A 24,840-nucleotide genomic window follows, 5' to 3' on the forward strand; every position below is an offset into this window, starting at 1 on the left:
ATTATTCCTCAATTAAGGATTTGTTACGTGTACGCTGAATCCAAATCACGATTCCGTAAGTGATAAGTGCCATTGGAGCAAGTAGCATAAATCCGTTATTTTCGTATCCTAATGCGTACAAACCTGTCTTTTTGATAGGGTCGCCCAACACTTGGATTCCGAAAAGCGTTCCCGAACCTAAAAGTTCACGGAAGAAAGCCACAATCACAAGGGCAATGGCGTAACCTCCTGCGTTTCCGATACCGTCCAAGAATGATTTCCAAGGCGTGTTCCCCAAAGCGAAAGCCTCAAAACGTCCCATAATGATACAGTTCGTGATGATAAGCCCCACGAATACAGAAAGTTGCTTACTTAACTCATACGAAAAGGCTTTCAGCACTTGGTCAACAATGATTACCAACGCCGCAACCACCAACAATTGCACGATAATACGAATTTTACCAGGAATAACGTTTCTGATTAAAGAAATTACCACGTTCCCCACACTGAGTACAAATATTACGGACAATCCCATAACGATAGCCGCTTTAAGCTGTGCCGTGATTGCCAATGCGGAACAAATTCCCAACACTTGCACGGTAATCGGGTTGTTATCCCATAGCGGGTCTGTAACCAATTTTACGTCTTTTTTTGATAGTCCCATAATATTAGTTTTTTAAGTTTTTAATATAATCAACGTACGCACCAACGCCCGTTTTTACCATCTCGTTTACTCCGTTTACGGTAAGCGTTGCCCCTGCAATGGCATCTACCTTGCCGTCTTCTTTGCGTTTGTTCTCAGGGTCGCCATTTGATTTTGAACCCTCTACGCTTTGGAAGTTGCCCGAAGCGTCCAACAAATGCTCTCCGATGAAGTCGTCCATAAAGAAACGCTCTTTGATGTTTGACCCCAACCCGGCAGTTTCTCCTTTGTGGTCGAAGAAAACACCTTGTACGATAAGATTCTTATCCACAGCCACATAGCCCCAGATAGCGTCCCAAAGTCCTTTTCCAAAAACGGGAATGATGTAAAACGTTTTGCCTTCTTTCTCACCTACAAAAAGCGGTAAGCCTTTTTCGGCAGTCCATTTCGGGTCTTCAATCAAATCGGCCTCAACGGCTTGATTTCCTTTTATAAAGTATTGCCCTTTGATGTACTTTTTAAACTCGGCAGTAACCTCGTTGGTCGGAACAAAAGTTACATCACCTTCGCCCAAATTGGTATTCTGATTGCGGTTTACGCCCATTGCGTAAAGTACGTTTTGTTGCTTTTCGAACTTCTTATTCTCGCTGATTCTATCGCTCAACGCCGAAGAAACCCCCGCAAGCAACGCTCCTACGATAATTACCATTATGATGGCAAAAATCACTGTATATGAATTACTTTCAGTTCTGTTTGACATATCTATGCAGTTTTAGCTTTTAGACGTTTTTTTCTTCTTGCCACATTTGCCTGAACCACGTAATGGTCAATGGTTGGAGCAAATACGTTCATTAGCAGGATTGCCAACATCACTCCCTCAGGGTAAGCAGGATTGAAGCAACGAATCATTATCGAGATGAAACCTGCCAAAAATCCGTAAATGTATTTCCCCGTATTAGTTTGCGATGCCGTAACAGGGTCGGTTGCCATAAACACCGTACCGAAAGCAAAACCTCCAACAAGTAAATGTTGCCAAGCCGGTAAGCTCCACAAAGTGAAGAATTTAGTTCCTTCCATTGCAGGTGCAAAAGCATTGAAAATGTATCCCATTGCCAAACCTCCAAGAACCATACTTAACATTATTCTCCAACTTCCTATTTTAGTGAAGATTAAGAACAATCCTGCCAAAATAATCAATAAAGTTGATGTCTCACCGATAGAGCCCGGCGTAAATCCGAAGAACATATCCGATACAGAGAATTTATCTGCAATGTTATGTTGTTGAGCCAAATGCCCAAGAATAGTTTCTCCGGAAATAGCGTCTAAATTTGCTCCGGAAGCGATTTCCTGAGCGCGTTTAGTAGCCCCTTCTACCCAAATTTTGTCGCCACTCATCGAAGTCGGATAAGCGAAGAACAAAAACGCACGGATAGTAAGTGCCGGATTTAGGATATTCATTCCCGTTCCTCCGAAAACTTCTTTCCCGATAATTACCCCGAAAGCCACCGCAACGGCAAGCATCCAAAGTGGTAAATCTACCGGAACGATAAGCGGCACGAGCATTCCCGTTACCAAGTATCCTTCCTCTACTTCGTGTCCGCGAAGGGTGGCGAACACAAATTCAATTCCCAAACCAACGGCGTAGGAAACCGCTACCAACGGAAGCACTTTTATAGCTCCGAAAGAGAAGTTTTGCCACGACCAAAATTCGGGACTAAAAAAAGGTAGCCCTACGGCGTGCGAAAACTCGCCCGTGGCTACATAATGCTGATACCCCACGTTAAAAATCCCGAAAATAAGACACGGAACCAGTGCCATAATCACGGTATTCATCGTACGTTTGAGGTCGTCAGCTGCCTTAATGTGCGTACCGCCGTGGGTCGTTTCATTAGGCAAATAAAGGAACGTATGCAAAGCATTGAACGTCGTTTCCAGCTTCGTTCCTTTATACTTTTCTTTTAACGTATGTAATTTACTTTTTAAGCTCATTTTTAAAAAGAATGATTGTTATATTTTATTATTTTCTGCAAGAGGTAAATCAAAAAAAATTTACGCTCTAACTCTTAATTTCAGTGCATCGTACGCTGTTTTGTCGATACGCATATACTGAATAAGGTTTTTGGTTTCAAATTTGATTTTGCCTTTATCGTCTTGTTGTGCCTTATTATTAATTACCGACACGTAATAAACACCTTCCAAGGCATATAAAACAAAAAAACTATGACTTTGCTTTTTATCAGACAAGGTTAATTCGGAGATTCGCTCATAATCACCTGATTCTAAATCACTTTTAAACGATTCTTGATCTTCAATGTAAGATAACAACGGAAGTTTTTCTTCCTTAAACCATTTGTCAGCAACTTCGCTAAAAGGTCGTTTCGCTTGGTTTTTAGTTCCCAAGAAAGCTGCGTAGAAAATCACTATAATCTCGGCTACCCATACTATCGAAAGAAAAATACCATTAACTGTCGAACCTTTCACTCCCCAAGTTCCTACGGAATTGATTTCGGCTATCAATGAAAACAAATCAGAAGGATTCAGTAACAAATGAAATAATTCTCCAAAATTGACGTTGCTGATTGCCACCCCAATACGATTATTCCCAATAGTATCGGTCGTATTCAATGCCAAATCTGCCCAAACTATCCATTGAGCATAATAAGCTACCAAAGCACCCAATAGAGTAAAGATAACCCCTAAGGCATAGTTACGAACCTTCCCTAATTTGATAACTAAATTTGCAATCACCCCAGCAATAGCAAATCCGAACATAATGGTAATCAACACATTAATATAAACCAACGGAATATACCAAGTTGCGTAAGCGTAGATACCTCCCAACAACGGAAGTACGAACAACGATACCAATAAAAAATAAACAAACGCAACGGGAGAATACTTCCCAGAAGGCTGATAATACTTTGTCATAATGTTTTTCAAATTAAAAATCAAACACCTATCCCAACTCCTGCATCATTAAATCCAAACCTTCACGGATAATCTTCTGATGGGGTTGTTTTGAAACACAAACAAATTCAGTAAGTGCAAAATCTTCAGGAGCAACTTCATACGCACCCAAGTTTTCCAACTCATCTAAATCTTTGTACAAACACGCTTTTAAAAGTTGCATCGGATAGATGTCCAACGGAAAAACTTCTTCGTACATACCCGTCATCACAAAGGCACGATGTTCGCCATTGGTGTTGGTGTTTAGGTTGTATTTTTTCTTCGGATTGAGCCAAGAGAAAGTCATTGCCCTCGTGGTTGAAACTTTATTAAAAATAGGTTTGTTCCAACCAAAGAACTCATAATCATCACCTTCTGGAATTGCCGTAATTTGGTCATCGTAATATCCTAAAAATCCGTCTTCTGACACCTTTTTACCTGTCAATACGTCACCACTGATTACACGCGTCCCACTTGATTTAACATTTCCATTCACTACGCTACTTACCTGAGCTCCTGCCACTACGGAAACGTACTGTGGTTTTTCAACACAAGACCCCGTTAGAGCTAAAGTACGTGTAACGTTGAAATGCCCCGATAAGAAAAGTTCGCCAATAACTACCAAATCTTGCGGAGTCACTACCCAAACCACTTCCCCTTTGTTAATTGGGTCAATTTTAGCAATTTGCGTACTGACATTTCCAGCTGGATGTGGCCCTGATACGTTGTGAAGCACAATGTCTTTGAAGTTACGGAAAGGAGACAAAGAACTGTCTTTAAACACCGAAACGTGTACTTTTCCAGTGGTCAGTTTCGCCAATGCAGAAAGAGCTACTTGCAACTGAACCTCTTTTCCTTTCAAGGCGTAGTCATAGTCGGGAGCAAGCGGATTAGTTTTACAAGCTGAAACAAAGATAGCCTTTGGTTTGTCATCAGGATTGGCAATGACGTCGTAAGGACGCTGTTTGATAAACGGCCAACACCCCGAAGCTAACAAATGCTCTTTGATTTGTTCTGCTGACAACTCTTGTACGTTCTTTTTTCCAAAATCTTTGAACTCTTGTCCGTTGGCCTTGATACGAATTTCCAAAATCCGACGTCTTTCCCCACGAACAATTTCTGTCACCTTACCACTGACTGGCGAAGGGAACAAAATACGCTCATCACTTTTCGAATGAAAAAGAGCCTCGCCTGCTTTCACTTCACTACCCTCTCTTACAATAAGTTTAGGGATGATTCTATGAAAATCATCGGGTTTTATACCATACGTTTTAGCCAGCGGAAGTTGCTTTATTGCCTTATCAGCCTCCCCTTCTAAGCGAATGTCTAACCCTTTTCGAATGCGGATGTCGTTTGACATATCTGTAATAATTGTTAGTTAGTTTTATTAAAATTCGGGTACAAATATACTACTTTATATTTATTTATGTAGTAAAATAGATAGTTTTTTCAGTGTTTTATGCTTCTTATATTTGATTCGTGGATAAACACATGTGGTCATGCTATCCTAAAAAGTTAAATATAACAAAATGTTACTATTTAACTTGTATCTGGGATTTGCCGAACCCTATGTTCCATATCAAGAAGAGACCGTTCAATACATTGAACAGCCTCTCTTACTACCTATTCCACAATAGTCATTTCATCAACAATATGTTTTGCTCCTGCATATTTGTCAATTATCCAAAGTACATAACGAATATCCACATTAATGGTTCGTTGCAATTTAGAATCAAAGATTACATCTCCCGCCATAGCTTCGATATTTCCGTCGAAAGCAAGACCGATAAGCTCCCCTTTCCCGTTCATAACAGGTGAACCTGAGTTACCTCCGGTAATATCATTATCAGTCAAGAAATTAACATGCATTGTTCCATCTTTATCCAAATAGCGACCAAAATCATTTTTATCATACATTTCCACCAATCGTTTTGGCATATCAAATTCTGGATCGTTTGGTTTATATTTTGCTACCATTGACTTAAATGTTGTGTAGTTATTCAACGAAGCATCTGCGTTGCGAGGATCGGCAGGTAGCGATTTAACAGTTCCGTAAGTAAGTCGCAACGTTGAGTTTGCATCTGGATATTGAATACGACTGATACCTGATTTACGCAAACCATCTACATATTTTCTGTATGCCTTACTGTAAGCATCTTCCAACGCGTTTAATTCTTCTGAACTTTCTCGCAACTTGGCTATTAATGATTTAGACAACAAAATCAACGGATCATTTTTAAGTCTTTCTGCATTTGGATTGTCCATAAACTCTTGTACACGTTCTTTACTTGCTACCACACTCACTGAAAAAGCTTCTTCAACAAAGCGGTCGAAATCACCTCGATATTCTCTATTAATTTTTTCAACTTCATCTGCTAAATTTTTGCCTTTCATCGCGTACAACTTCAAGGTTTTTGCTAAAATAGCTTTTTCCGCAGGAATATGCATATTATCATAAACAGCTGAAAGCCTTTCATCTATAGATGCAGCCATTGTAATTCTCGCCATGTGTGGAGCTTCAACTAATTTCCCTAATTGGTTGTTCAACTCGAATGGAAGAACACTAAAGTTAGTGGCACGGAACAGTGTTTGTAAATAATTTCTATCAGCTGAACGCTCATTGGTACGCTCAAAATAGGTTGCAATGGTTTGTAGCACATCTCCGTAAGTGGCTCTATTAGCTTTTTTTCTTGCCCATTTTGCAAATTTTGCTTCGTAAGAACGTTTCACATCAGCAGTCTTGTGGAGAGTTAAAGCCTCAATCATTCCCTGTCTGTTTTTCCAGTAGTTCGCAATTTGAGCATATTTTGAAGCATACATCAAACGAACTGCAGGATCAGCATCCATAAACGGTTTCATACCGTCCATAGCCGCTTTTGAAGATTCAACCCATGCAGGGTAGGCATATTTCACATTTTGATCTACCCAATGCGATGGCACCCAACGGTTAGTACGTCCTGGATAACCTAAAATCATTGCAAAATCATTTTCTTTAACCCCTTTGATACTCACTGCCAAATGTCTTTTGGATTTCATTGGAATGTTATCAGCTGCGTATTCGGCTGCATTTCCATTTTTATCGGTATAGACACGGAATAAAGAAAAATCTCCTGTTTGACGAGGCCATTCCCAGTTATCGGTATCACCCCCAAATTTACCAATACTTTCCTCTGGCGTACCTACCAAACGTACATCTTTAAAATCTTGGTAAACAAAGTAATAGTACTCATTTCCTTGAAAAAACGGACGCACTGAAACCACATATTTTCCATTTTCACTATTTTCTTTAATAATCTTTGCAGTTTCGCGATTCAAAGCTGCTTCTCGATCTTTTTCCGACATTTGATCATTCACCACTGCCAACATACGTTCAGTTACGTTATCCATACGCACAAAAAAACGTACGTAGAGCGAGGAAGGTTTTATGTCGTCTTGGTCACTCTTTGACCAAAAACCATCACGCAAATAGTTGTTTTCGGGAGTAGAAACTTCAGCAATTTGACGATAACCACAGTGGTGATTTGTCAACACCAACCCTCTGGGAGAAATAATACTCGCTGTACACCCTCCGTTAAACTGCACAATAGCATCTTTCAAACTATTGTTATTGATGTCATAAATCTCTTTTGCCGTGAGCTGCAAACCTTTTTTCTGCATATCACGTTGGTTCAAACGTTCAATAAACATCAAAAACCACATCCCTTCATCGGCACGAATCACACTCGGAACGAATGTAAAAGCCGCAACAATTGCTACAATTATTTTCTTCATTTTACTGATAAATTTATATTAAAGGCTTAAAGGTAAATATTATCTGCAAATTAAATCATACTTTAAGATTATTTAACTTTTATCGGAGAGAATTCTTTACAAAATAAACTAATTACTATACAACTTATTGCGTTCCTCCTGAGGCATTTTTTTGTAGGAATACCACGCAAAAACACTTATGACCACTAACAACGCTACTACAAAATAAACCCATTTGGGAATAGGAATAGGATCCCCTGTAGCATAAGAATGAAGCCCTACTAAATAGTAATTCACCCCAAAGGAGGTCATTACGATAGTGGAAAATGCCCACATAGTCACAAGATAATAAACTAACGCATTTCTAAATTTTGGAATGAGTCGCAAATGTACCACCACACTGTACACAATAATCGAAATCAATGCCCAAGTTTCCTTAGGATCCCAAGCCCAATAACGTCCCCAGCTTTCATTTGCCCAGATTCCTCCCAAAAACGTCCCTGCAGTAAGCAAAAATAAACCAATAGTAACTGCCATTTCTTGTACAACAATCATTTCCTGCATGCCTCGCCACCACGTTTTTTTTGGTTGTAACGGCTTGAATATTAACAAAATCATGGACAATAAAGCAATAACAAAGGACAAGCCTAAAGGTGCATAGCTTCCAACAATCACAGTCACATGAATTTTCAGCCAATAGGAATAGAGTACTGGTTTCAATGTGGTAATTTCAGGATTAAGCCAGTCCAAAAAGCTCACTAAAAGCAACGTCCCCGAAAAAAGCAAACCTAAAGGCAAGGTAAACGAGGATTTTCGAACAAAGAGCAATCCAAAAAGCAAAATCCCCCATGAAACAAATAACAACATTTCAAATCCATCGCTCCACGGCGGATGTTTAGCGATATACCAACGTAACCCTAAATCAAAAGTAAATACCACCCAAATAATACAAGCCAAAATAGACCCTACTGTCAGTGTCTTTTGCAACCATTTAGCCGACAGAAATAAACTTAAAATATTAAAAATAAGAAGAACTCCTCCTAATAAAATACATATTCCAAAGAGATAATTCCCTATACGAGTACGAGTGTAAAAAATCTCAGCTTCTACTTCGTTCTTGGTGGGATATACATTTTTTCCTGCTTCTTTTTGATATGTTGCCAAATAAGAAAGAGCCTGATCGGCTTCGGAAAAATCGTTGGTTTGCATTCCTTTTTCTAATCCTGCAATGTAGAAATTATGTATGTTTTTCACAAAATCAGCATCTTGCTCTTCAAATTCTGAAAACTGGTCAGCTGTTAACCATTTATTGTTTTGAGATTTCGTATTAGGATATAGTCGTAAAAAATTACCCGTAAATACATTGTAGAGAATATTAAAACGTTCGTCTACTTTGAGTAATTCCTTCTGACTTTCAGAACGCTGGGCAGGTTTCAACCGATTGGTTTCTTCTACCACATCCTTGAGCAGATACGCACCACTGGCATCTAAGAAATCCGTAAACTGGAGCATTCTTTTTTGATTCACATTCAGAATATTAAATACAATCGCTCCTTTATCAGTATTTATGTTTATAAGTGGCTTTTCAGCAAAAGTTTCCGGACTTTTCTGTAAGGCTATCAAAAATTGTTCTGGCGATATTTCAATTTTTTTACCCTCATGTGTATTGAGGTTCACACTAGTTTTTCCTGTTAACTTTCTGGTAATTTCATAGGCTAAGGTAGTTAACGGCTTCATTCGTCCGTCAAAATCTTGAACAATCAAACGTCCATACTCTTGAGCTTTTTCTTGCGGGATAATATGTTCCTCTAAATAACCTCCGGACTGAGCAAACGAAGGCAACACAAAAAACATGAACAATACAGAATGCAACTTACCTATATCCAATGTTTTTATTTTTTTTAAATTACGATTTAAAAAACTAAAACGACTTCCATAGGCGAATAGTAACCAAAACATTGCAAAGAATAACACCCCGTAGCCTAAATAAGTGATTATAGTTCCTTCACGGTCTTTATTGAGTGACAATAATGTACCTTTTTCATCCTTGTCATAGGACGATTGATAAAATCTATACGACTGATAATCAAGAACATTATTCATAAAAATATTATACGAAAATGACTTATCTCCGTCAATGACCTCAACATAACTCGTATAGCTTTCGGCACTTTCACTTCCTGGATAACGTTTCAAATGAAACTTATTAAGTTTCAAAGCAAAAGGAAGATCTATTTGCTTGGAAGCGTATGTATAAGCGTATCTTTCACCTTGATAATCAAACCATTGCCATTCGGGAATATTTCTAGTAGCTGAAAAATAGCTCTCCGTGATTAATTTTCCTTCATTTCTGACTTCTAACTTAACGACACTTACCTCTTTTTCCGCTTTATCATCCTTACTTAAAGGTTCATAAACCAACTTTTTATTATCATGGATAGCTTCAATCATGAAAGAACCTCCCGACCAACGATAGACCGTATGTGGCATAACATTAGTCCATTGTTGTGGTGAGAAACTGGACATCTGCTGGGATTCCAAATGAATTGTATGCAGTGGAATAGCACTCCACAATTGCCAATTATTTTCGTTCTTTTGTATTTTAAACACATGCTCTTCATCAGATTGAAAAGCTAAAGAATAATTGTCAACCTTCTGGCTCTGTCCAGATTTCATTAAATGATAGCTACTTTCTTCATCTTTGTCCAACATGACAATTTCGAGAAATGACTCCTCCCCATCAACAAATTTTTGGACAGCTTTCGGTAAATACTCCGTAAGAACACATTCGAAGTGGTTATCATTGTCAGCAATTTGCATGGTTTCTTCCGAAAAAAAATATGGAATAGGTTGTGATTTTTTGTAGAAATAGGCATTTTCGGTTTGAAACTGAATATACTTTTCATTGGTAGTATAGGAAGTTACAGTTTGATTTTCACGGATATGCACCATCCCTTCTTTACTAAAATAACGGGTTACACCTGCTCCTATAATGATAAGAATAAACGCCAAATGTAGTAATCCTACAGGAAGTTTACTTTTTGAAAACAGCCTATACCTTTTGATATGAAAAAGAAAATTAATGGATAACCAAATCATTATAAGTTCAAACCACCATGCCTCATAAACGAAAGCTCGAGCTACAAGAGTACCGAAATCATTTTCAACAAAAGTAGCTACTGCCATCGACAACGCTAATAGCAGTAGCAATATAACAGACATCTTTATGGAAACCACGCGTTTCATAAGCTAAAGTTTAAATGACCACAGCAGTACCACTGGCAGTAACCATCAACATTCCTCCGTTATTTCCTAAGGTTTCATAATCCAAGTCTATACCTACAACGGCATTTGCTCCCATAGCCATGGCACGTTGTTGTAATTCAACAAGTGCAGTATTCTTAGCCTCTACGAGTACTTTTTCATAGGTTCTTGAGCGTCCTCCAAAGAAATCAGTCAACCCAGCCATAAAATCCTTTATAGCATTCGCCCCAATTATGGTTTCCCCTGTAACAATACCTTTGTATTCCTTAATAGGCTTACCTTCTAAAGTTGGTGTAGTTGTTAAAATCATTTATGTATATTTTTATGTATAGGCAAATTTAATGATTTTCTTTTTACTTTTCAAATTTTTCAAAAGAGAAAAGCTCCTAGGTTACCAATTCAAGGCCTTTTATCGTACTTACGGTTATCTGCTTTTGTCAACAACATTAGAAGATTGCTTGTAGTCTGAAATAATAAAGGCTGACCTAAAAAGATCAGCCTTTACTATTCTCTAAATTTTACTACCTATAAATGGTGAAGTTTCCTTTAAACTTACGTGGATCTATATCGCTATTAAGCTCTAATAGATACCAGTAATCTCCACTTGGAAGAGGTTTCCCGTTATAGATTCCATCCCATGACTCACCTACTTTAAGGGTTTTTATTTTGCGACCATATCTGTCGAAAATATGCGTTCGAGCATACGGATATTCATCAATATATTTCGGAGTCCATGTATCATTATTTCCATCTCCATCGGGAGTGAAATAATTTGGAATTGTAATGTCATGGAACAACTCTTTGATAGTAGCTGTAACGGTACAACCTACTGCATCATAGATAATCACATCAATCACTTTGTAACGTTTTCCATCTTCGCCAATCTCTTCAGGATCAGTTATTTTTAATTTATACACTCCGTTACCTCCTTGATTTTGTCCGTTGAAGACATAGGTGTACGGATATTGACCATCTTTTCCTGCTACTTGGATAGTGTTGATTTCATCATTTGCTACTCTTTTGACTTCGTCCAACTGCATTAAATTCTCTATCTTCACTGGGTCGCCCAAGGTGTAAGAACACAGTACAACCTGTCCTGTTGCTGCGATCTCATCTCTATGGAAAATAGTCAACACTTGCAAAGGTTGTGTTTGGTCAATTCCATTAGCATTGATTATTGCAACATTTCGTTTTGTGTCAAACCTTGCAAATACACGTTCTGATTTACTTCCTAACTTGTAGCTCAACTTCATTGGATCAACGGTATGCTTGAATTTCACCTCAATCCAAGTTGTGTACTTATTGTCTTGACAGTCGTGTACCTGAGTTGCAGTTGCTTCTAAATTCGGAGTTTCTTCCACTTCAAACTCATAAACTGGTGACATCGTACAGCCTTGTGCATCGGTAATATGTACCTCATATTTACCTTTTGATAAACCTCGAGCTACATTTCCAAGAAATGCCGTATCGGTGCTTATTACTGCCCCTGTAACTGCTTTTACAATACTTACTTCATAAGGAGCTGTTCCTCCATGTACCTCATAATTGATCCAAGCAGTAGCTTCACCATGGCACACCACTAGCTCAGCACTTACCACTTTGAGCGATAGCTCTTCAGGTTCAGTTACATTCAATTCGCCTATTTTCTGATCACAGTTCCAAGCATCCATGACCCATACTTCATACTCACCTGGAGCTAAGTTTTCAAATCGTGGAGATTCTTGAGTAATCACGGTGGCTGTTCCCTGACGTAATTCAAAGAAATAAGTAGGTGAACCTGAACCTCCTGCTACATTTGCGATTTCAATGATTCCGTTGGATGCATCTTTACATGTTACATTCTGAATCACAGTTGCTGTTGCCGTAATAGGTGTTGGATGTACCAAAGTAATGGTTACCGAGTTATCCTGACAACCGCTTCCATTTTTATCTATAACCTGAACAGTGTAGACTTGTGACGAGCCATTTGAAGTTAATCCTGTGAATAAGAATTCTCCTTCATTTGTGATAATATTTCCTCCTATTTGTGGCGACGAAACGTATCCACTCGAACCATGCAAAATCACCTGATATGGAGCTTCACCTCCAGTAACTTTGACTAAAATCTCTCCTTTATTATCCAAGCAAGTTACTCCATATGTTTGAGTAGCTGTAGCCGCTAACGGACGTTCGCTCTGTAAGATTTCAAAAGCTACAGGTTCTGTTGAACATTGATTGCTCAATGCTTTTGCAATCATTTGATAATTTCCTGCTAACAAGTTTGTCACTGTAGTAACAGTTCCTCCTGTGACAGTTCCTGTTACCGTTGAACCTGCTGAACCTGTCACTGGACTGATGACAAATTCAAATCCTGCTGCGGCATGATTTCCATCACCTAAACGCATATCTGAGAAATTCAAAGTTACTGCTCCCGTCGCTTCTCCATAACATTTCACATTGACAATATTTGAAGCAGTAAATAAGAATGAATTCGGTTCATGAACGTCATAAGCTGTTGTAACAAAACAATTGGTTGCTGGATTTGTGACCCTGATAGTGTAATTACCTATTGGCAAACTAAACACCTGTGTTGTAGTTGCTACACTTCGTGTAAACTCCGTAGTTTCTGTTCCATTGGCATTTCGTTTGATTACCTCATAAAGAAGTGTTTCTCCGTTATATACACTTGTTGTTACAGTTACGCTTACTACCTCTTGATTGGTTGTACAATCTATTTCAACAGAACGGGTAGCCGTTACACTCGACAATACCAAAGTTGGTGTTACGGTTACTGCTGGTGTGATTACCTCACAACCATTAGCATCGAATACTTTAACAGTGTAGGTTTGCGTAGCTGCAACATGGTCAGTAAGAGTATAGGTGTACGATGTTGTTCCTTGACTGATAACCTTTATATTGACAGGTGTAATAAAACTTTGCTCATAGAACTCTACTCGTGTGTAGCTCTGTGTTCCTCCACTCACTTTTGACAAATCAAAAGTCAAGGTCGGTAACGATGTTGTATTTCCTACACATTGGTAGCTTTCCATTGTCAAAGCATTTGATGCTAAGACAAGTGGTGCTGGAGTTGTAACTACAACCGTTTTTGTTACCACACATCCATTAGTTGCTACTGCACTAACGATGTATGTCTCTCCTGTTAAAGAACCTGATAAGCCGTCAAACACAGCATAATCAACACCTGAACTTGTAGCTGGTAACACCGTACCTGTCGTTGGATTTTCAATAGTAAATGTATAAGGAGCTAATACACTCGGACTTACTTTCACTCGTGCGGAACCTGTTCCTGTGCTACAAGTTGGGTTAGTTAAGCTCAACACCTCCATCTCTGGAATTTCAGGAAGGTCAATCGAAAAGTTTCTTACCTCCGGACATACCGATGTCTGGCTACGGGTTGCCTCGTCATACAGACGAATAGCATATGAACCTACAAGAACTGCTGGTGAAATAGTCACCGTTACGGTACCTGCCGTTGTTGTTTTCACTCCTGTTATCGGCACAAAAATCTCCGAAGTGGTGTGATTGATAGGATCCAAAACAGTTTCCACCTTATTGATCGTATAAGCATATTTACCTGAACCTCCTGTCAGATTTTTGATAACAATATCAGCCGACACAGCTCCACAGTGAATCAACGGTGTTACCACTTCATATTTCACCTGCGAATACAATTTAATATCCTCTGAGGTTGCACAATCATTAGCATCTTTCAACTCAATGGTATATGTTTGTGTAGAAGGCTGTAAACGTACTGGCAATGATACAGATGTAGCATAAGGAGACACACTCATAGGCATCCAATCTGCAGTAGGCGTTCCTCCAAGTTTCACTCGGTAGTAGTGTTGTCCTGTTCCTACTTTTGTTAGATTTAAACGCACTGAATATGCTGTTTTATCGCTTGTACATGGATTATCCAGAACCACAGACGAAATCTCTGGAGCTTTATCTTCATCTACCGTAACAGAGCGAGTCTTGATACATCCATTATTATCACGTACAAACACATGCCACGTTCCTCTATCTAAACCTGAAACTGTATGTCCATCAGTTGAGTTATTTATAAGCGTTGTCAATGCTGGCGACCCAATTGCTGGTGGAATTCCTAAGGTAGATTCTTTATGATAATAATACTTGTAAGGAGCTACTCCATGACGCGCATCAACCGAGATACTACCTTGCCCTCCTGCCTGACAGTTATCATTGATAATGGACAAATCTTGAATTACTAATTCCGTTGGAGCCTGTGGCACTATGACAGGTTCAGATGCTTTTCTACAATAAGTTCCTCCTCCACCTGTATTTTCTGTGAATACAATATATAACTTACCTGCAGGTAATCCTGTGATAGTTCCTGTCTGAGTGGTTGCTGGTGTTACAGGTCCAGTGATTGTTACTGATCCTACTGCACCAAGCACAAGCTCGTGAGTTGCATAATAATAAACTTGATACTCCAAACTCTTAATCGCAGAATTCATACCTTTGACCTCAAAATCAATTTTTCCATCGTTTGAACCTCTACATGTAGTGGTTGTTGGAGTCAATGTAATACTCAAAGTAGATGATGCTGTTGGCACTTGAGTCACTTCTTCTATCACATAACATTTTGTTGATGAGTCATATACGATAAATCGATATTTAGCCCCTGGTGTCAAACCTGGAATGGTAGCTGTTGTTCCTGAAACAGTTGTTCCCGACACAGTTGTTACATCAGTCACTGTTCCTGCATACCACGTGTTCCCTCCGTCTATCCAAGTTGGCGATGATGGAGGCGTTCCTGAAGGAATTGTCATACCTTGTTTATAGATAGCTACCCAATGAGAACCTGCAGCAATGGAACTTCCTGCCGCACTACTGTAAGCAGACACCTCTAATGATGCCGTATCACACCCTGGTATAGTGGTTGCTTTTGCAACAATTCTATCTGATGTACCAAAAATCTCAAAGGTTTTTGTTGTTACACATCCATTAGCATCGGTAATCGTACCCACATATTCATGTGGAATTAAATTTGGTACAACAATTATGTCTCCTAAGTTCACATTCGACTGATTGTACAATGCTGTACCATGTGGCACATCTTTGTAATGCAATTCGATAGAGAACGGAGCTGTTCCTCCACTCACAAAATTAAATCTAGCCTCTCCATTATTCATTCCTCCTCCTAAAACTCTGTCACAACTAACATCTACTGTTGTTACTGCAACATTTAACTGAGGAGATTGTCCTATAGTAATATTCTGTGAGTCTGAAATACAGCCATTTGCGTCACGCACCGTCAATTGATAGGTAGCTGCTTTCAAATTGATGATGTTACCCACTGCTTGCGTTGTCGTGTTAGTTCCATCGAACAATATCAAATCGTACGGAGCTGTTCCTCCTTGAATGTCGGTCAATGACACGTTAATTCGACCTGTTGCCGAACCATAGCAGGCTGCATCCTCTTTGGTTAAAGTTGTTTTGAACTGAGGACGTGATATTTTCACTTCTTGTTTTGATGCTTTTCTTTCACAAGAACCTACTACCACTTTAAAGTAGTAAATTCCTTCAACATTGGTTGTAAATGTAGCCGTATTTCCTGAAGCTGTTAGAGTGATGCCCGTAGCATTCGTGCTTTGGTAACTTACTCCATCGTTGCTCCACAAGAACTGTTTTGGCTGAGTTGGATTACCTCCTGTAGCGTTCAACACAAAAACAGCATTCGATCCTGTGGCACAAGTCAAGGCTCTTGTTGGTTGTACGTTCAAGGTCAATGGCTCTGGAATATTTACCGTAATGGTTGCTGAACAATTTGCTCCATCAACAACCGTAAAGACATGCACCCCTGGATTCACCTCAACCGTGTAATCCGGTATCGATGATGGAGGAGTGAAATTCACGCCATCTTGACTGTATCGATAGTTTCCATTTCCATCAAGCACTTGAATCGTAACCTCTGCTTTTTCTCCTGGCGACAAGCAAGCATTTGTAGTGCTGGCATCTAAGGTTAATGTTTTTGGAGCATCTACTTTCAAAGTTGAAGTAGTGACACAACCATTTGCATCGGTCAAACGCAACTCGTACGTTCCTGGTGCTAATGCTCTTGCTCCGTCAAACACAGCTACGTTGTTTACCATATTTGCCATGGTTGTAGCTCCTACCGAAGGCACTGCTGCCACAGATTGGTACGGTCTTGCACCTCCCGTAGCCGTAACTTGAATATCCGCATTCATCGGATTACAACTTGCCACTCGAAGCAATTGTGTAGTTATTGAAACGGTTTCTAATGCATTGATGGTATAAGTTAATTCCACCAAACAACTTGGTTCATTCTGTTTTCTGACATACACAGTACCGCTGGTTACTGCTGCTAAATTAGGAATCACAGCCGTATCAACATTGGACACGCTGGTTGCCGTCGGCGTTATTGTTGTCCAATTAGCATTATCAAGCGAATAAACAATATCACTTCCGTTTCTATTTTCAATTCTTAATTTCAGTTTGCCTAGTCCATCACAAGCAGCATCTTCTGCCGAACCTGTAACAGTGAATGCTTTTGCTGCCTCTATCACTACTGATTTTGCATCTGTTCGTGGGTTGCAAACCTTGGTTTCCTGCCAAATCAAAATATCATCAACTGCCACATCACTTCCAACACTGGTTGAAACAGGTTCTTTACTCACAATTTGGAAAATGACCTCAGTGTTTGTTCCTATGTCCGCACTGCTGAATGTAACAGCTCTTGAATGCCATTTCTCATCTGCTAATATCTGTCCTAAACTTATTCGTTTAAGTTCAACTCCTCCTGAGGTCAGTAGAACAAAATCTAAGTTTGGATTAACACCTCCTATATAAGTAGATTTCAGTAAATTATATAATTTCACACTTACCTTAACATCTTGTCCAGCAACAATATCTTTGATGTTTTTAGTATATATAACCCCTAAATTACCTTGGTTAGAGTTAGCATTTACTGCTAAATAGCGACCATTTACAACTCCTGAAGCATCGGTTGGAGTTGTCCACTCGGCTCTTGGCGTCACTTGTTTTGTAATAACATACTGACTATTTTGCAACTCCTCATTAGGTTTGCAAGTCATGTATATAATGGAGTTATTACAAGTATCATTTCCTGTTCCAAAATCTTCTTGGAACAAAACATTAGGGGTGGTCGCAGATGATGATCCCGATTGGTGGTACACATAAACAGAATAGTTTCCTGCATCCAATGTGAACACTCCTGAAGTATTTCGTTCTGTAATTCCTCCGCCTACCACTTCGTACTCATACGTACCCGCAGGAGAGGCAGTCACAGTGAATGTACCTTTACCTAAACAACTGTACATCACGGTGCTAACATTAACTTCTGGAGATGGAATATCTGTTATCGTAACAGGAATTGCAATTTCACATTTAGCACTATCTCTCACATACACATTTCCTGAACCGGATAAATATACAACATTTGAAGTTGTATAGCTACCACCTTCTGACTTATACATATAGCCCGTACCAGTTCCTCCGCTGACGTTATTAATATGAACTTTATATCGTTTTGGTGAATTGGTAGTGTCGCACGATTTGTCTTCCACCACTCCAGCAAAAGCTTTTAACGTATTTTCATCTTCTCCTATTTCAATTGGATTGACATATGTACAAACTCTTGAACCTTGTGTGATAATAACTTCTAGTTCATATTTACCTTGTACAATTCCCTGAGCATAGATTCCAGAAGCGTTCTCAAATGTTTGCACCCGAGTTCCACTTTGTAAACGATGTAATCGTGTGATTATGTCTTGAGGATGTGCTGTTGTAAACGTTACGGAAACAACTCCTGAAGTGTCTCCACAAGCTACGTTTTTCACATTAATAGTATAGTCCGTAATCCCCTCTGGTCTAATCATTTCCCCTGGAGAAACCGTCTCGGCATAGGCTCCATTTGCGTCTTTTACAACGAAAATATATCTTCCCAGCTGAGTAACATGTACATCTTGATCCACTTGCACACTTCCCTCTGGAATGGTAGCGATGAATGCTGTATCAGGAATAGAAGTGTAATCAGGATAACGTTGTACCCCATCTATTTTCCATATAGCGAAGCGATACGGTGCTTTTCCTCCTTGTGCCCCGAAGCGAACTTTTACATTATTACAGTCACTCCATGAAAGCACCGTTGCTGTAGTTGTCAGATTTTTTCGTTCTTCAACTGTTGCTCTCAATGTTGTTGAGCAATTAGCTATACTTCCTGATTTCACTTCAATAGTATAAGTTCCAGGAACTGAAATTCCTCTTACTGTAATGTCATGACCTCCGTTATATTGGTCGTAAGTTATAATATTAGCAGCATTACTACTATCCAGATACGTCTGCCCATTCGGGTCTTTTATCGTATATTGATAAATTACGCCCTCCGTAGCCATCTTCACATTGAAATGTCCAGGCTGATAGTTGGTAATATGCCCCACGGGCTGTACGACCTGTCCCGACAATCCGTTCATGAACACCTCAAAATAATAGTGAGCCTCACAACCATTAGCTGAGGACACCTTCAATCGGTAACGTCCAACAGCATTAATGGTAAATGAACTACCTGTAGCTCCTGAAATAGTTTCCCAACAACTGTCATTATAGTTCTGACATCTGCCATCGTTGGGTGGTGAACAGGTTGCTTTAAAACGTTGCCACTCAAGACTCGAATCACGGAAAGTTACAGTAATAATTTTCGATGACTCATTACACAAAATGAAGTGACTCGTCCAACGTCCATCAGCTCCACAAGTAGCCCCTCCGTTTGCCAATGCTCTGATAGGGTCTGCTGCTGCACTTGAGCTAAACGACTCAAAACGAATGATTTCTTGGCTTGTTACGGTAACAGTTCCAAAAGTAGTATCTGAACATACGGCTGTTTTTTGCACCATATATTCAGCTGCTTCCGTAGCCATGTAAGAATTTCCTGTTACCGAAGGAATTTCTGTACCGTTTTTAAACCATTTATAGGAAATAAACCCTGGTGTTGCTTTCAACATCAATGAGGACCCGACACAGAACAATTCCGAACGAATGTCATTTTGTGTTGAAATTTCAATGGAGTTCATTCCTGTTTTGGTTTGCGTTCCCGTAGGACACGTTTGATTATCTCTTTGATATTCAATTTCATACTTCACACCAAAGATATTCATACAAGGCGTTCCTATTTCCGCATACGTTGCATTCATCGTCAAAGGAATATAGATAGCTCTTTCCCCACTACTGCCTTTTAGTATCTCCTTCGGCAACACAAACGTATACACCCTACCAACATGGGTGTACGTTGGCATTTGGGTTAAAGTGGTCGGTTGATAGGTTGGAACACCTATATTAATATATGGGTTGGCTGAAAAGTCTACCGTCAAAGTGGCAGTAGCCAAATCATCTAAACCTGTATTGTTGTACACTATTTTATATTGGAAACCTTCATTCAATGCTAATTTGCGGTTCAATACATTTCCATTGCCATCAATATAATTGGCTTGGATGTCTAATGCTAAGACATTTGACTTGACCTCCACATTAAAAGTACAAGTACTTGTATTTCCTGAGGTGTCCGTAAACAGATAGGTCACGGTGTGAATTCCTATTGGGAATCTGTCTCCGCTTTGGTGGGTTTGCGTATGCGTAAATCCACAATTATCTGTAGCAGTTACCGTTCCCCAAGTAACGACGGCATCACAAGCATTGGCTGGTGCGTTCACCACAATGGCTGATGCAGGACATCCTGAAATCACGGGTGGCGTGGTGTCAGGAATGAACGCTACCGTTACAGGAGACGTTACGCCCACAGCAACACCACAGATTGAGGTGTCTTTCAAGGTGTACTCTGCCTGAAACTGTGTGTTTGTCATCACCGTTTGCGTGATAGTAGCTCCCGTTCCTATGCTTTCAAGCGAACCATCGGTTTTAATTTTAAACCATTCAACATTGAACAGCACCTCTGAGCCACTAAAAGCGAGCCTCACTACATCTCCGTTACAAGGATTTTGACTCTCTGGAGAGGCTGTGATTCTCGGAGGAGCATATGTATCCGCTTTCACACGAACGTCATAAATACCCTCCGTACACTGATGGCTTACTTTTACGGTATAGTCTCCGTCAGACAAATTTCTAAATATATGACTATCCGCCTCTGAATCAGCGTCATACGTAACAGATGCCACTTCTGTACCATCTTGTTTGTAAAGTGTGAAGGTCAAAGGATAACGAACATCTTCTCTGTTTTGAACATACATAATCGCCATACCCGTACCCGCTGCCGTTCCGCAAGAAGTTCCTATGGCACTCACTTGCAGAGGTTTCGTTCGGGGAAGTTCTAACTCTTTTTCAAGTTCTATTTGTAACACAGAACCTCGGTGAATCTCTTGACCACCAGGGCGTAACGCATTGAGGTATTCAGGAATCAACGTATATCCTGCCACTCCCATAACATTGGTAAGGTTTTCCAGCACGTAGCCTGAACCACTTCTTTTCCACACGGCATGTTTGTCATACGAGAAACTATAGGCTCGCACACGATATTCACCCGCTTCCAATCCTACAAACGTTCCTCTTGGGTCATTCATATCTAAACGTTGAGATGTAATCGGTCCATAAGTTCCATCAGGTCTTTTCTTCTCCAAGACTATCGAAGCCCAAAGCACCGTTCCTCTACGTACGTTACTTCCTATAGCATAATGAATTTCTGAGGCCTCGCAACCCAATACGGGTTTTACGTAATTTTCGCCCAACGTCATTCCTTCCTCAAAATCAATCTCTCTACTATCTGTATTTCCACATTTATCTTTTACTGTGATTCTATACTTCCCCTTAGGGAAATCACCATACATAACGTTGGAGTTTACAACCTCTGCATTAGGAACTATCTTTTTCACAGGAAAAACAATGCTTCGCTGATGTTGCACACCATTGTCAAGAGGTAAAGAAGTATTGAAAGTCATGGTAAACGTAGCTGTACCTGCGGGAGGAACTGAAGGAGTTGCTCCTGGAACAGAAATAGGCTCAATAGTTACCTCCAAAGGATAATTAAAACTTACCGCTGAAATCCATTTTCTGAATGAAACCGTGTTTTCAAACAGCCCCTTACCGACGTAGAGTCCATCGAAAAATTGGCTTATTTGATTGGCTACCGGTTGAAAATTATACATCCTTTTTGGCTCATAACAAGATTGTAAACCTGTTTTTTTATACACGACTTTATAGTGACCATATCCTGTATCTGTCACGTCAACAATGTCGTGACGGTCATTCCATTGAAGAGAAGGTATCACATCATGAGGCATATACAGAGGATGTCCTGCAGGAATCGGGACTTGTGTTTTGCGTTTCCATCCTACTGTAGCATTAAGATTGGGTGTTCCCGTACCTTCCCATTTATAAATCTCAAAGTAGTATCCGTCCTTACCTTGATTGTACAACTCGTCATCTGTCAAAAACAGTGAAAAGTCTTGATACCATTCATACTTGTGATACCCCGCTGGATCGGATGGGTTCGCTGTGTTCGGAAACTCTACTTTTTGGTAGTAAGGTGCTGCGTATAACAATTTGCGACCTTGACATAAGTCATCCAAATGAGAATAGTTAGCAATACCAATAGGTGTTTGATTGGGTGCTGCCGCTACTATCTGCATAGGATCCATTGGGGTCAAGGTAAATTTCTCTCGAATAGGTGTCATACCAATATTGATAGTTACCTCTACCTCATCGCCATCTTCAAACACATAATCTGACACAAAAGAATTATACTCTGCAACAATATTGTAATTAGCACTAAATGAAGAAGTAATGTCGTACTCAGCTTCTTCAATAATATTACCGAGTGCATCTCTTTTGGTACGCTTTACAATAGCTATCCCTGAATTATTTTCACTTATATAGCTATGTATGGGTGCCATATCATTCCTACCGTCTTTTCTCTGTATACGGAAAGAGATTCGGCGTTTACAATCCATATTGGTTTGGATACGGGATTGTCCGTCCATTTTCTCAATTTCAATACAATCCACAGAGGGGTTTATAGGAGGGATACTCACGCGTTCCTTACGAAGTTCACAATTGGGAGTTATTCCTGTCATATCTTGTACATTGACAAACACGTACTGATTTGCTGTCAATGGATGTGTTGCATTTCCTTGTACAGTGACATCTAAGTCTGTATTAGCGTTGGGACGCGTAAACGTCTGTGCAGGCACAAGCACATTTCCTGCATCGTCAGTAATTGACACCTCAAAGTTAGGCCCTTTCCCTGTGTTCCTTACTATGGTAAAAGATACCTTAGCGTCATTAGTATTATTACAAGACGAAGCCGTTACTTTCCATTTTGTCAACTGGGTACTGACGTAGGTCGTAGGTATCGTTACAACTTTAGGTTGGGAACGCACCCAACCATTTTCATTGATAACCGTGATGGTGTACGTTCCTGGTTGCAACGAACCAAAGATATACTCAGAAGTGTCAAACTCTTGCACTCGAGTAGATGGCAACCCTGGAGTGGGTGGCAACTGAATCTCTGCGGTCAGCTGTGCTGGGGCGTAATTCCCCGCCCCCAAATTCACCTTTATCTTGGAATTGGAATAGCAATCACCAGGTTCGGGCGTAACCGTAAAGTCATCTAAATTCTGCGACTTAGCGATACATACTGTGAATAATAAAACAATTGTTAGTAAAAATCTATTCATAAATATGATATAATATTGAAACAATTAAGCACACAAAGTTATATGTAAAATTCAGAATTACAAAAAAAATATTTCTACCAACTGACAATCTTACAAGAAAAAAATTCATAAATTGGACCACAAAACACATTAAATTCACACCTATTTCTGATTTTCATTGAATTAAAAACAATTTTGACACCACAAAAACTGATATTCATCAACAGAAAGCCCTTTCTATTTTTAACGTAGCTGACCTTTTTTTTAACATTCAATCTTTCCTTTTTAACGAAACAGAAAATAGTTTTTTGCTTATTCTAAATTATTTGTATATCTTTGCTGGGAGTCTGCTACATTTCATTAAATTACACCATATTAATATTATATATACATAAAAATATGCCGCAAGAAAATTACCGAGTTTTTAACTCCATCTTAGATAACGATTTCTACAAATTCACGATGCAGTGTGCTGTCGTTAAGCTATTTCCTAACACTAAAGGACGATACAAATTCATCAATCGTGGCAAACATGAATTTCCAGAGGGTTTTGCTCAAGCGATGCAACAATCTGTAAATCAAATGTCTCAATTGAAACTTACCAAAGAAGAAAAGGCTTTTTTGAAAGCATCATGCCCATACCTCAACCCTGCGTACATTGACTTTTTAGAGGGATATAGGTATGACCCTTCAGAAGTAAAAATCACCCAAAACGGTAGCGATTTTCAAATGGAAGTGGAAGGACTTTGGTATCGTACCATTCTTTGGGAAGTGCCTTTGTTGGCAATGGTTAGCGAACTGTACTACAAATTGACGAATGCCACACAATGGAGCGATGGTCAAATCATCGAAAACACCATCGAAAAGGTAAAATTCTACGAGAATTTAGGCGTTGTTTTTGCAGAATTTGGAACACGTCGGCGCCATTCGTACTATGTACATAACTTGGTTATGCAAACGCTTACTAAATCACAAAAATACAACTTTTCAGGTTCAAGTAACGTACATTTGGCTATGAAATACCAAGTGAAACCTATTGGCACACACGCTCATGAATGGTTTATGTTCCATGCCGCTGAATATGGTTACAAAATGTCCAACGCCCTTTCTTTGGAGCATTGGGTAGACGTTTTCCGAGGCGACTTAGGTATTGCTCTTTCAGACACTTACACTACGGATGTATTTTTCAAACAATTCGACAAAAAATTCAGCAAACTCTTTGACGGTGTACGACACGACAGTGGTGACCCTATTGTTTTTGCTGAAAAAACCATTGAACACTACAAAAAATTCGGCATTAATCCTCTGTCGAAATACATTATTTTTTCCGACGGACTCAATCCAGAGAAAGTAAAATCAATCGCTGAAGCATGTAAAGGAAAAATCGGAATTTCATTTGGAATTGGAACAAACTTAACCAATGACGTAGGACTTCGACCGATGAACATCGTAATGAAACTTACGGAAGTATTGACACGTGATAACGAATGGGTATCGACTGTAAAACTATCTGATGAACCTAACAAACATACGGGCGACCCGAGAATGATTGAATTAGCTAAAGAGCTACTTCAAATTAAATAATTAAAAATGAAA

Annotated in this window: 10 protein-coding genes; 1 reads left to right on the forward strand and 9 read right to left on the reverse strand. The window is 39.5% G+C overall.

The annotated features are described in order from the left end of the window. Position 1 precedes the first annotated feature (1 nt). From ACF3OB_RS04115 to ACF3OB_RS04155, 9 genes are all read right to left on the reverse strand, one after another. Positions 2–643 (reverse strand): NADH:ubiquinone reductase (Na(+)-transporting) subunit D, encoded by a 642-nt coding sequence (locus tag ACF3OB_RS04115; protein WP_095896900.1) that lies wholly within the window; start codon positions 641–643, stop codon positions 2–4. A 4-nt stretch (positions 644–647) separates the two neighbouring features. Next, positions 648–1,382: a Na(+)-translocating NADH-quinone reductase subunit C gene (locus ACF3OB_RS04120; protein ID WP_095894054.1), complete on the reverse strand. Its 735-nt coding sequence runs from the start codon at positions 1,380–1,382 to the stop codon at positions 648–650. A gap of 2 nt (positions 1,383–1,384) precedes the next feature. Further along, the gene (locus ACF3OB_RS04125; protein WP_392448469.1) at positions 1,385–2,611 is read right to left on the reverse strand and encodes an NADH:ubiquinone reductase (Na(+)-transporting) subunit B; all 1,227 of its coding nucleotides are present in this window, start codon (positions 2,609–2,611) and stop codon (positions 1,385–1,387) included. Between the two features lie 60 nt (positions 2,612–2,671). After that, on the reverse strand, positions 2,672–3,550 hold the full coding sequence (locus ACF3OB_RS04130; protein WP_041913559.1) for a hypothetical protein: 879 nt from the start codon (positions 3,548–3,550) through the stop codon (positions 2,672–2,674). Between the two features lie 28 nt (positions 3,551–3,578). After that, positions 3,579–4,928, reverse strand: a complete 1,350-nt coding sequence (locus ACF3OB_RS04135; RefSeq protein ID WP_212895630.1) for a Na(+)-translocating NADH-quinone reductase subunit A — start codon at positions 4,926–4,928, stop codon at positions 3,579–3,581. A 263-nt stretch (positions 4,929–5,191) separates the two neighbouring features. After that, complete coding sequence (locus ACF3OB_RS04140) at positions 5,192–7,339, reverse strand: S46 family peptidase (protein WP_095912340.1); 2,148 nt, start codon at positions 7,337–7,339, stop codon at positions 5,192–5,194. A 108-nt stretch (positions 7,340–7,447) separates the two neighbouring features. Then, positions 7,448–10,564, reverse strand: a complete 3,117-nt coding sequence (gene ccsA, locus ACF3OB_RS04145; RefSeq protein ID WP_392448471.1) for a cytochrome c biogenesis protein CcsA — start codon at positions 10,562–10,564, stop codon at positions 7,448–7,450. 10 nt (positions 10,565–10,574) lie between these two features. Continuing rightward, entirely contained in the window at positions 10,575–10,892 is a 318-nt protein-coding gene (locus tag ACF3OB_RS04150; RefSeq protein ID WP_042007852.1) for a heavy metal-binding domain-containing protein, read from the reverse strand. Between the two features lie 211 nt (positions 10,893–11,103). Further along, on the reverse strand, positions 11,104–23,265 hold the full coding sequence (locus ACF3OB_RS04155) for a T9SS type B sorting domain-containing protein (protein ID WP_392448474.1): 12,162 nt from the start codon (positions 23,263–23,265) through the stop codon (positions 11,104–11,106). 378 nt (positions 23,266–23,643) lie between these two features. Between ACF3OB_RS04155 and pncB the strand changes: the two genes are divergently transcribed. Beyond that, positions 23,644–24,828 (forward strand): nicotinate phosphoribosyltransferase, encoded by a 1,185-nt coding sequence (pncB, locus tag ACF3OB_RS04160; RefSeq protein WP_119652065.1) that lies wholly within the window; start codon positions 23,644–23,646, stop codon positions 24,826–24,828. The last annotated feature ends 12 nt before the right edge of the window (positions 24,829–24,840 follow it).

The organism is Capnocytophaga canis (assembly GCF_043187445.1).
Taxonomy (GTDB): Bacteria; Bacteroidota; Bacteroidia; order Flavobacteriales; family Flavobacteriaceae; genus Capnocytophaga; species Capnocytophaga canis.

Bases quoted from the DNA above. Each gene is read 5' to 3' on its own strand.
- ACF3OB_RS04115 (WP_095896900.1), bottom strand. From the start codon at position 643: ATGGGACTATCAAAAAAAGACGTAAAATTGGTTACAGACCCGCTATGG.
- ACF3OB_RS04120 (WP_095894054.1), bottom strand. From the start codon at position 1,382: ATGTCAAACAGAACTGAAAGTAATTCATATACAGTGATTTTTGCCATC.
- ACF3OB_RS04125 (WP_392448469.1), bottom strand. From the start codon at position 2,611: ATGAGCTTAAAAAGTAAATTACATACGTTAAAAGAAAAGTATAAAGGA.
- ACF3OB_RS04130 (WP_041913559.1), bottom strand. From the start codon at position 3,550: ATGACAAAGTATTATCAGCCTTCTGGGAAGTATTCTCCCGTTGCGTTT.
- ACF3OB_RS04135 (WP_212895630.1), bottom strand. From the start codon at position 4,928: ATGTCAAACGACATCCGCATTCGAAAAGGGTTAGACATTCGCTTAGAA.
- ACF3OB_RS04140 (WP_095912340.1), bottom strand. From the start codon at position 7,339: ATGAAGAAAATAATTGTAGCAATTGTTGCGGCTTTTACATTCGTTCCG.
- ccsA (WP_392448471.1), bottom strand. From the start codon at position 10,564: ATGAAACGCGTGGTTTCCATAAAGATGTCTGTTATATTGCTACTGCTA.
- ACF3OB_RS04150 (WP_042007852.1), bottom strand. From the start codon at position 10,892: ATGATTTTAACAACTACACCAACTTTAGAAGGTAAGCCTATTAAGGAA.
- ACF3OB_RS04155 (WP_392448474.1), bottom strand. From the start codon at position 23,265: ATGAATAGATTTTTACTAACAATTGTTTTATTATTCACAGTATGTATC.
- pncB (WP_119652065.1), top strand. From the start codon at position 23,644: ATGCCGCAAGAAAATTACCGAGTTTTTAACTCCATCTTAGATAACGAT.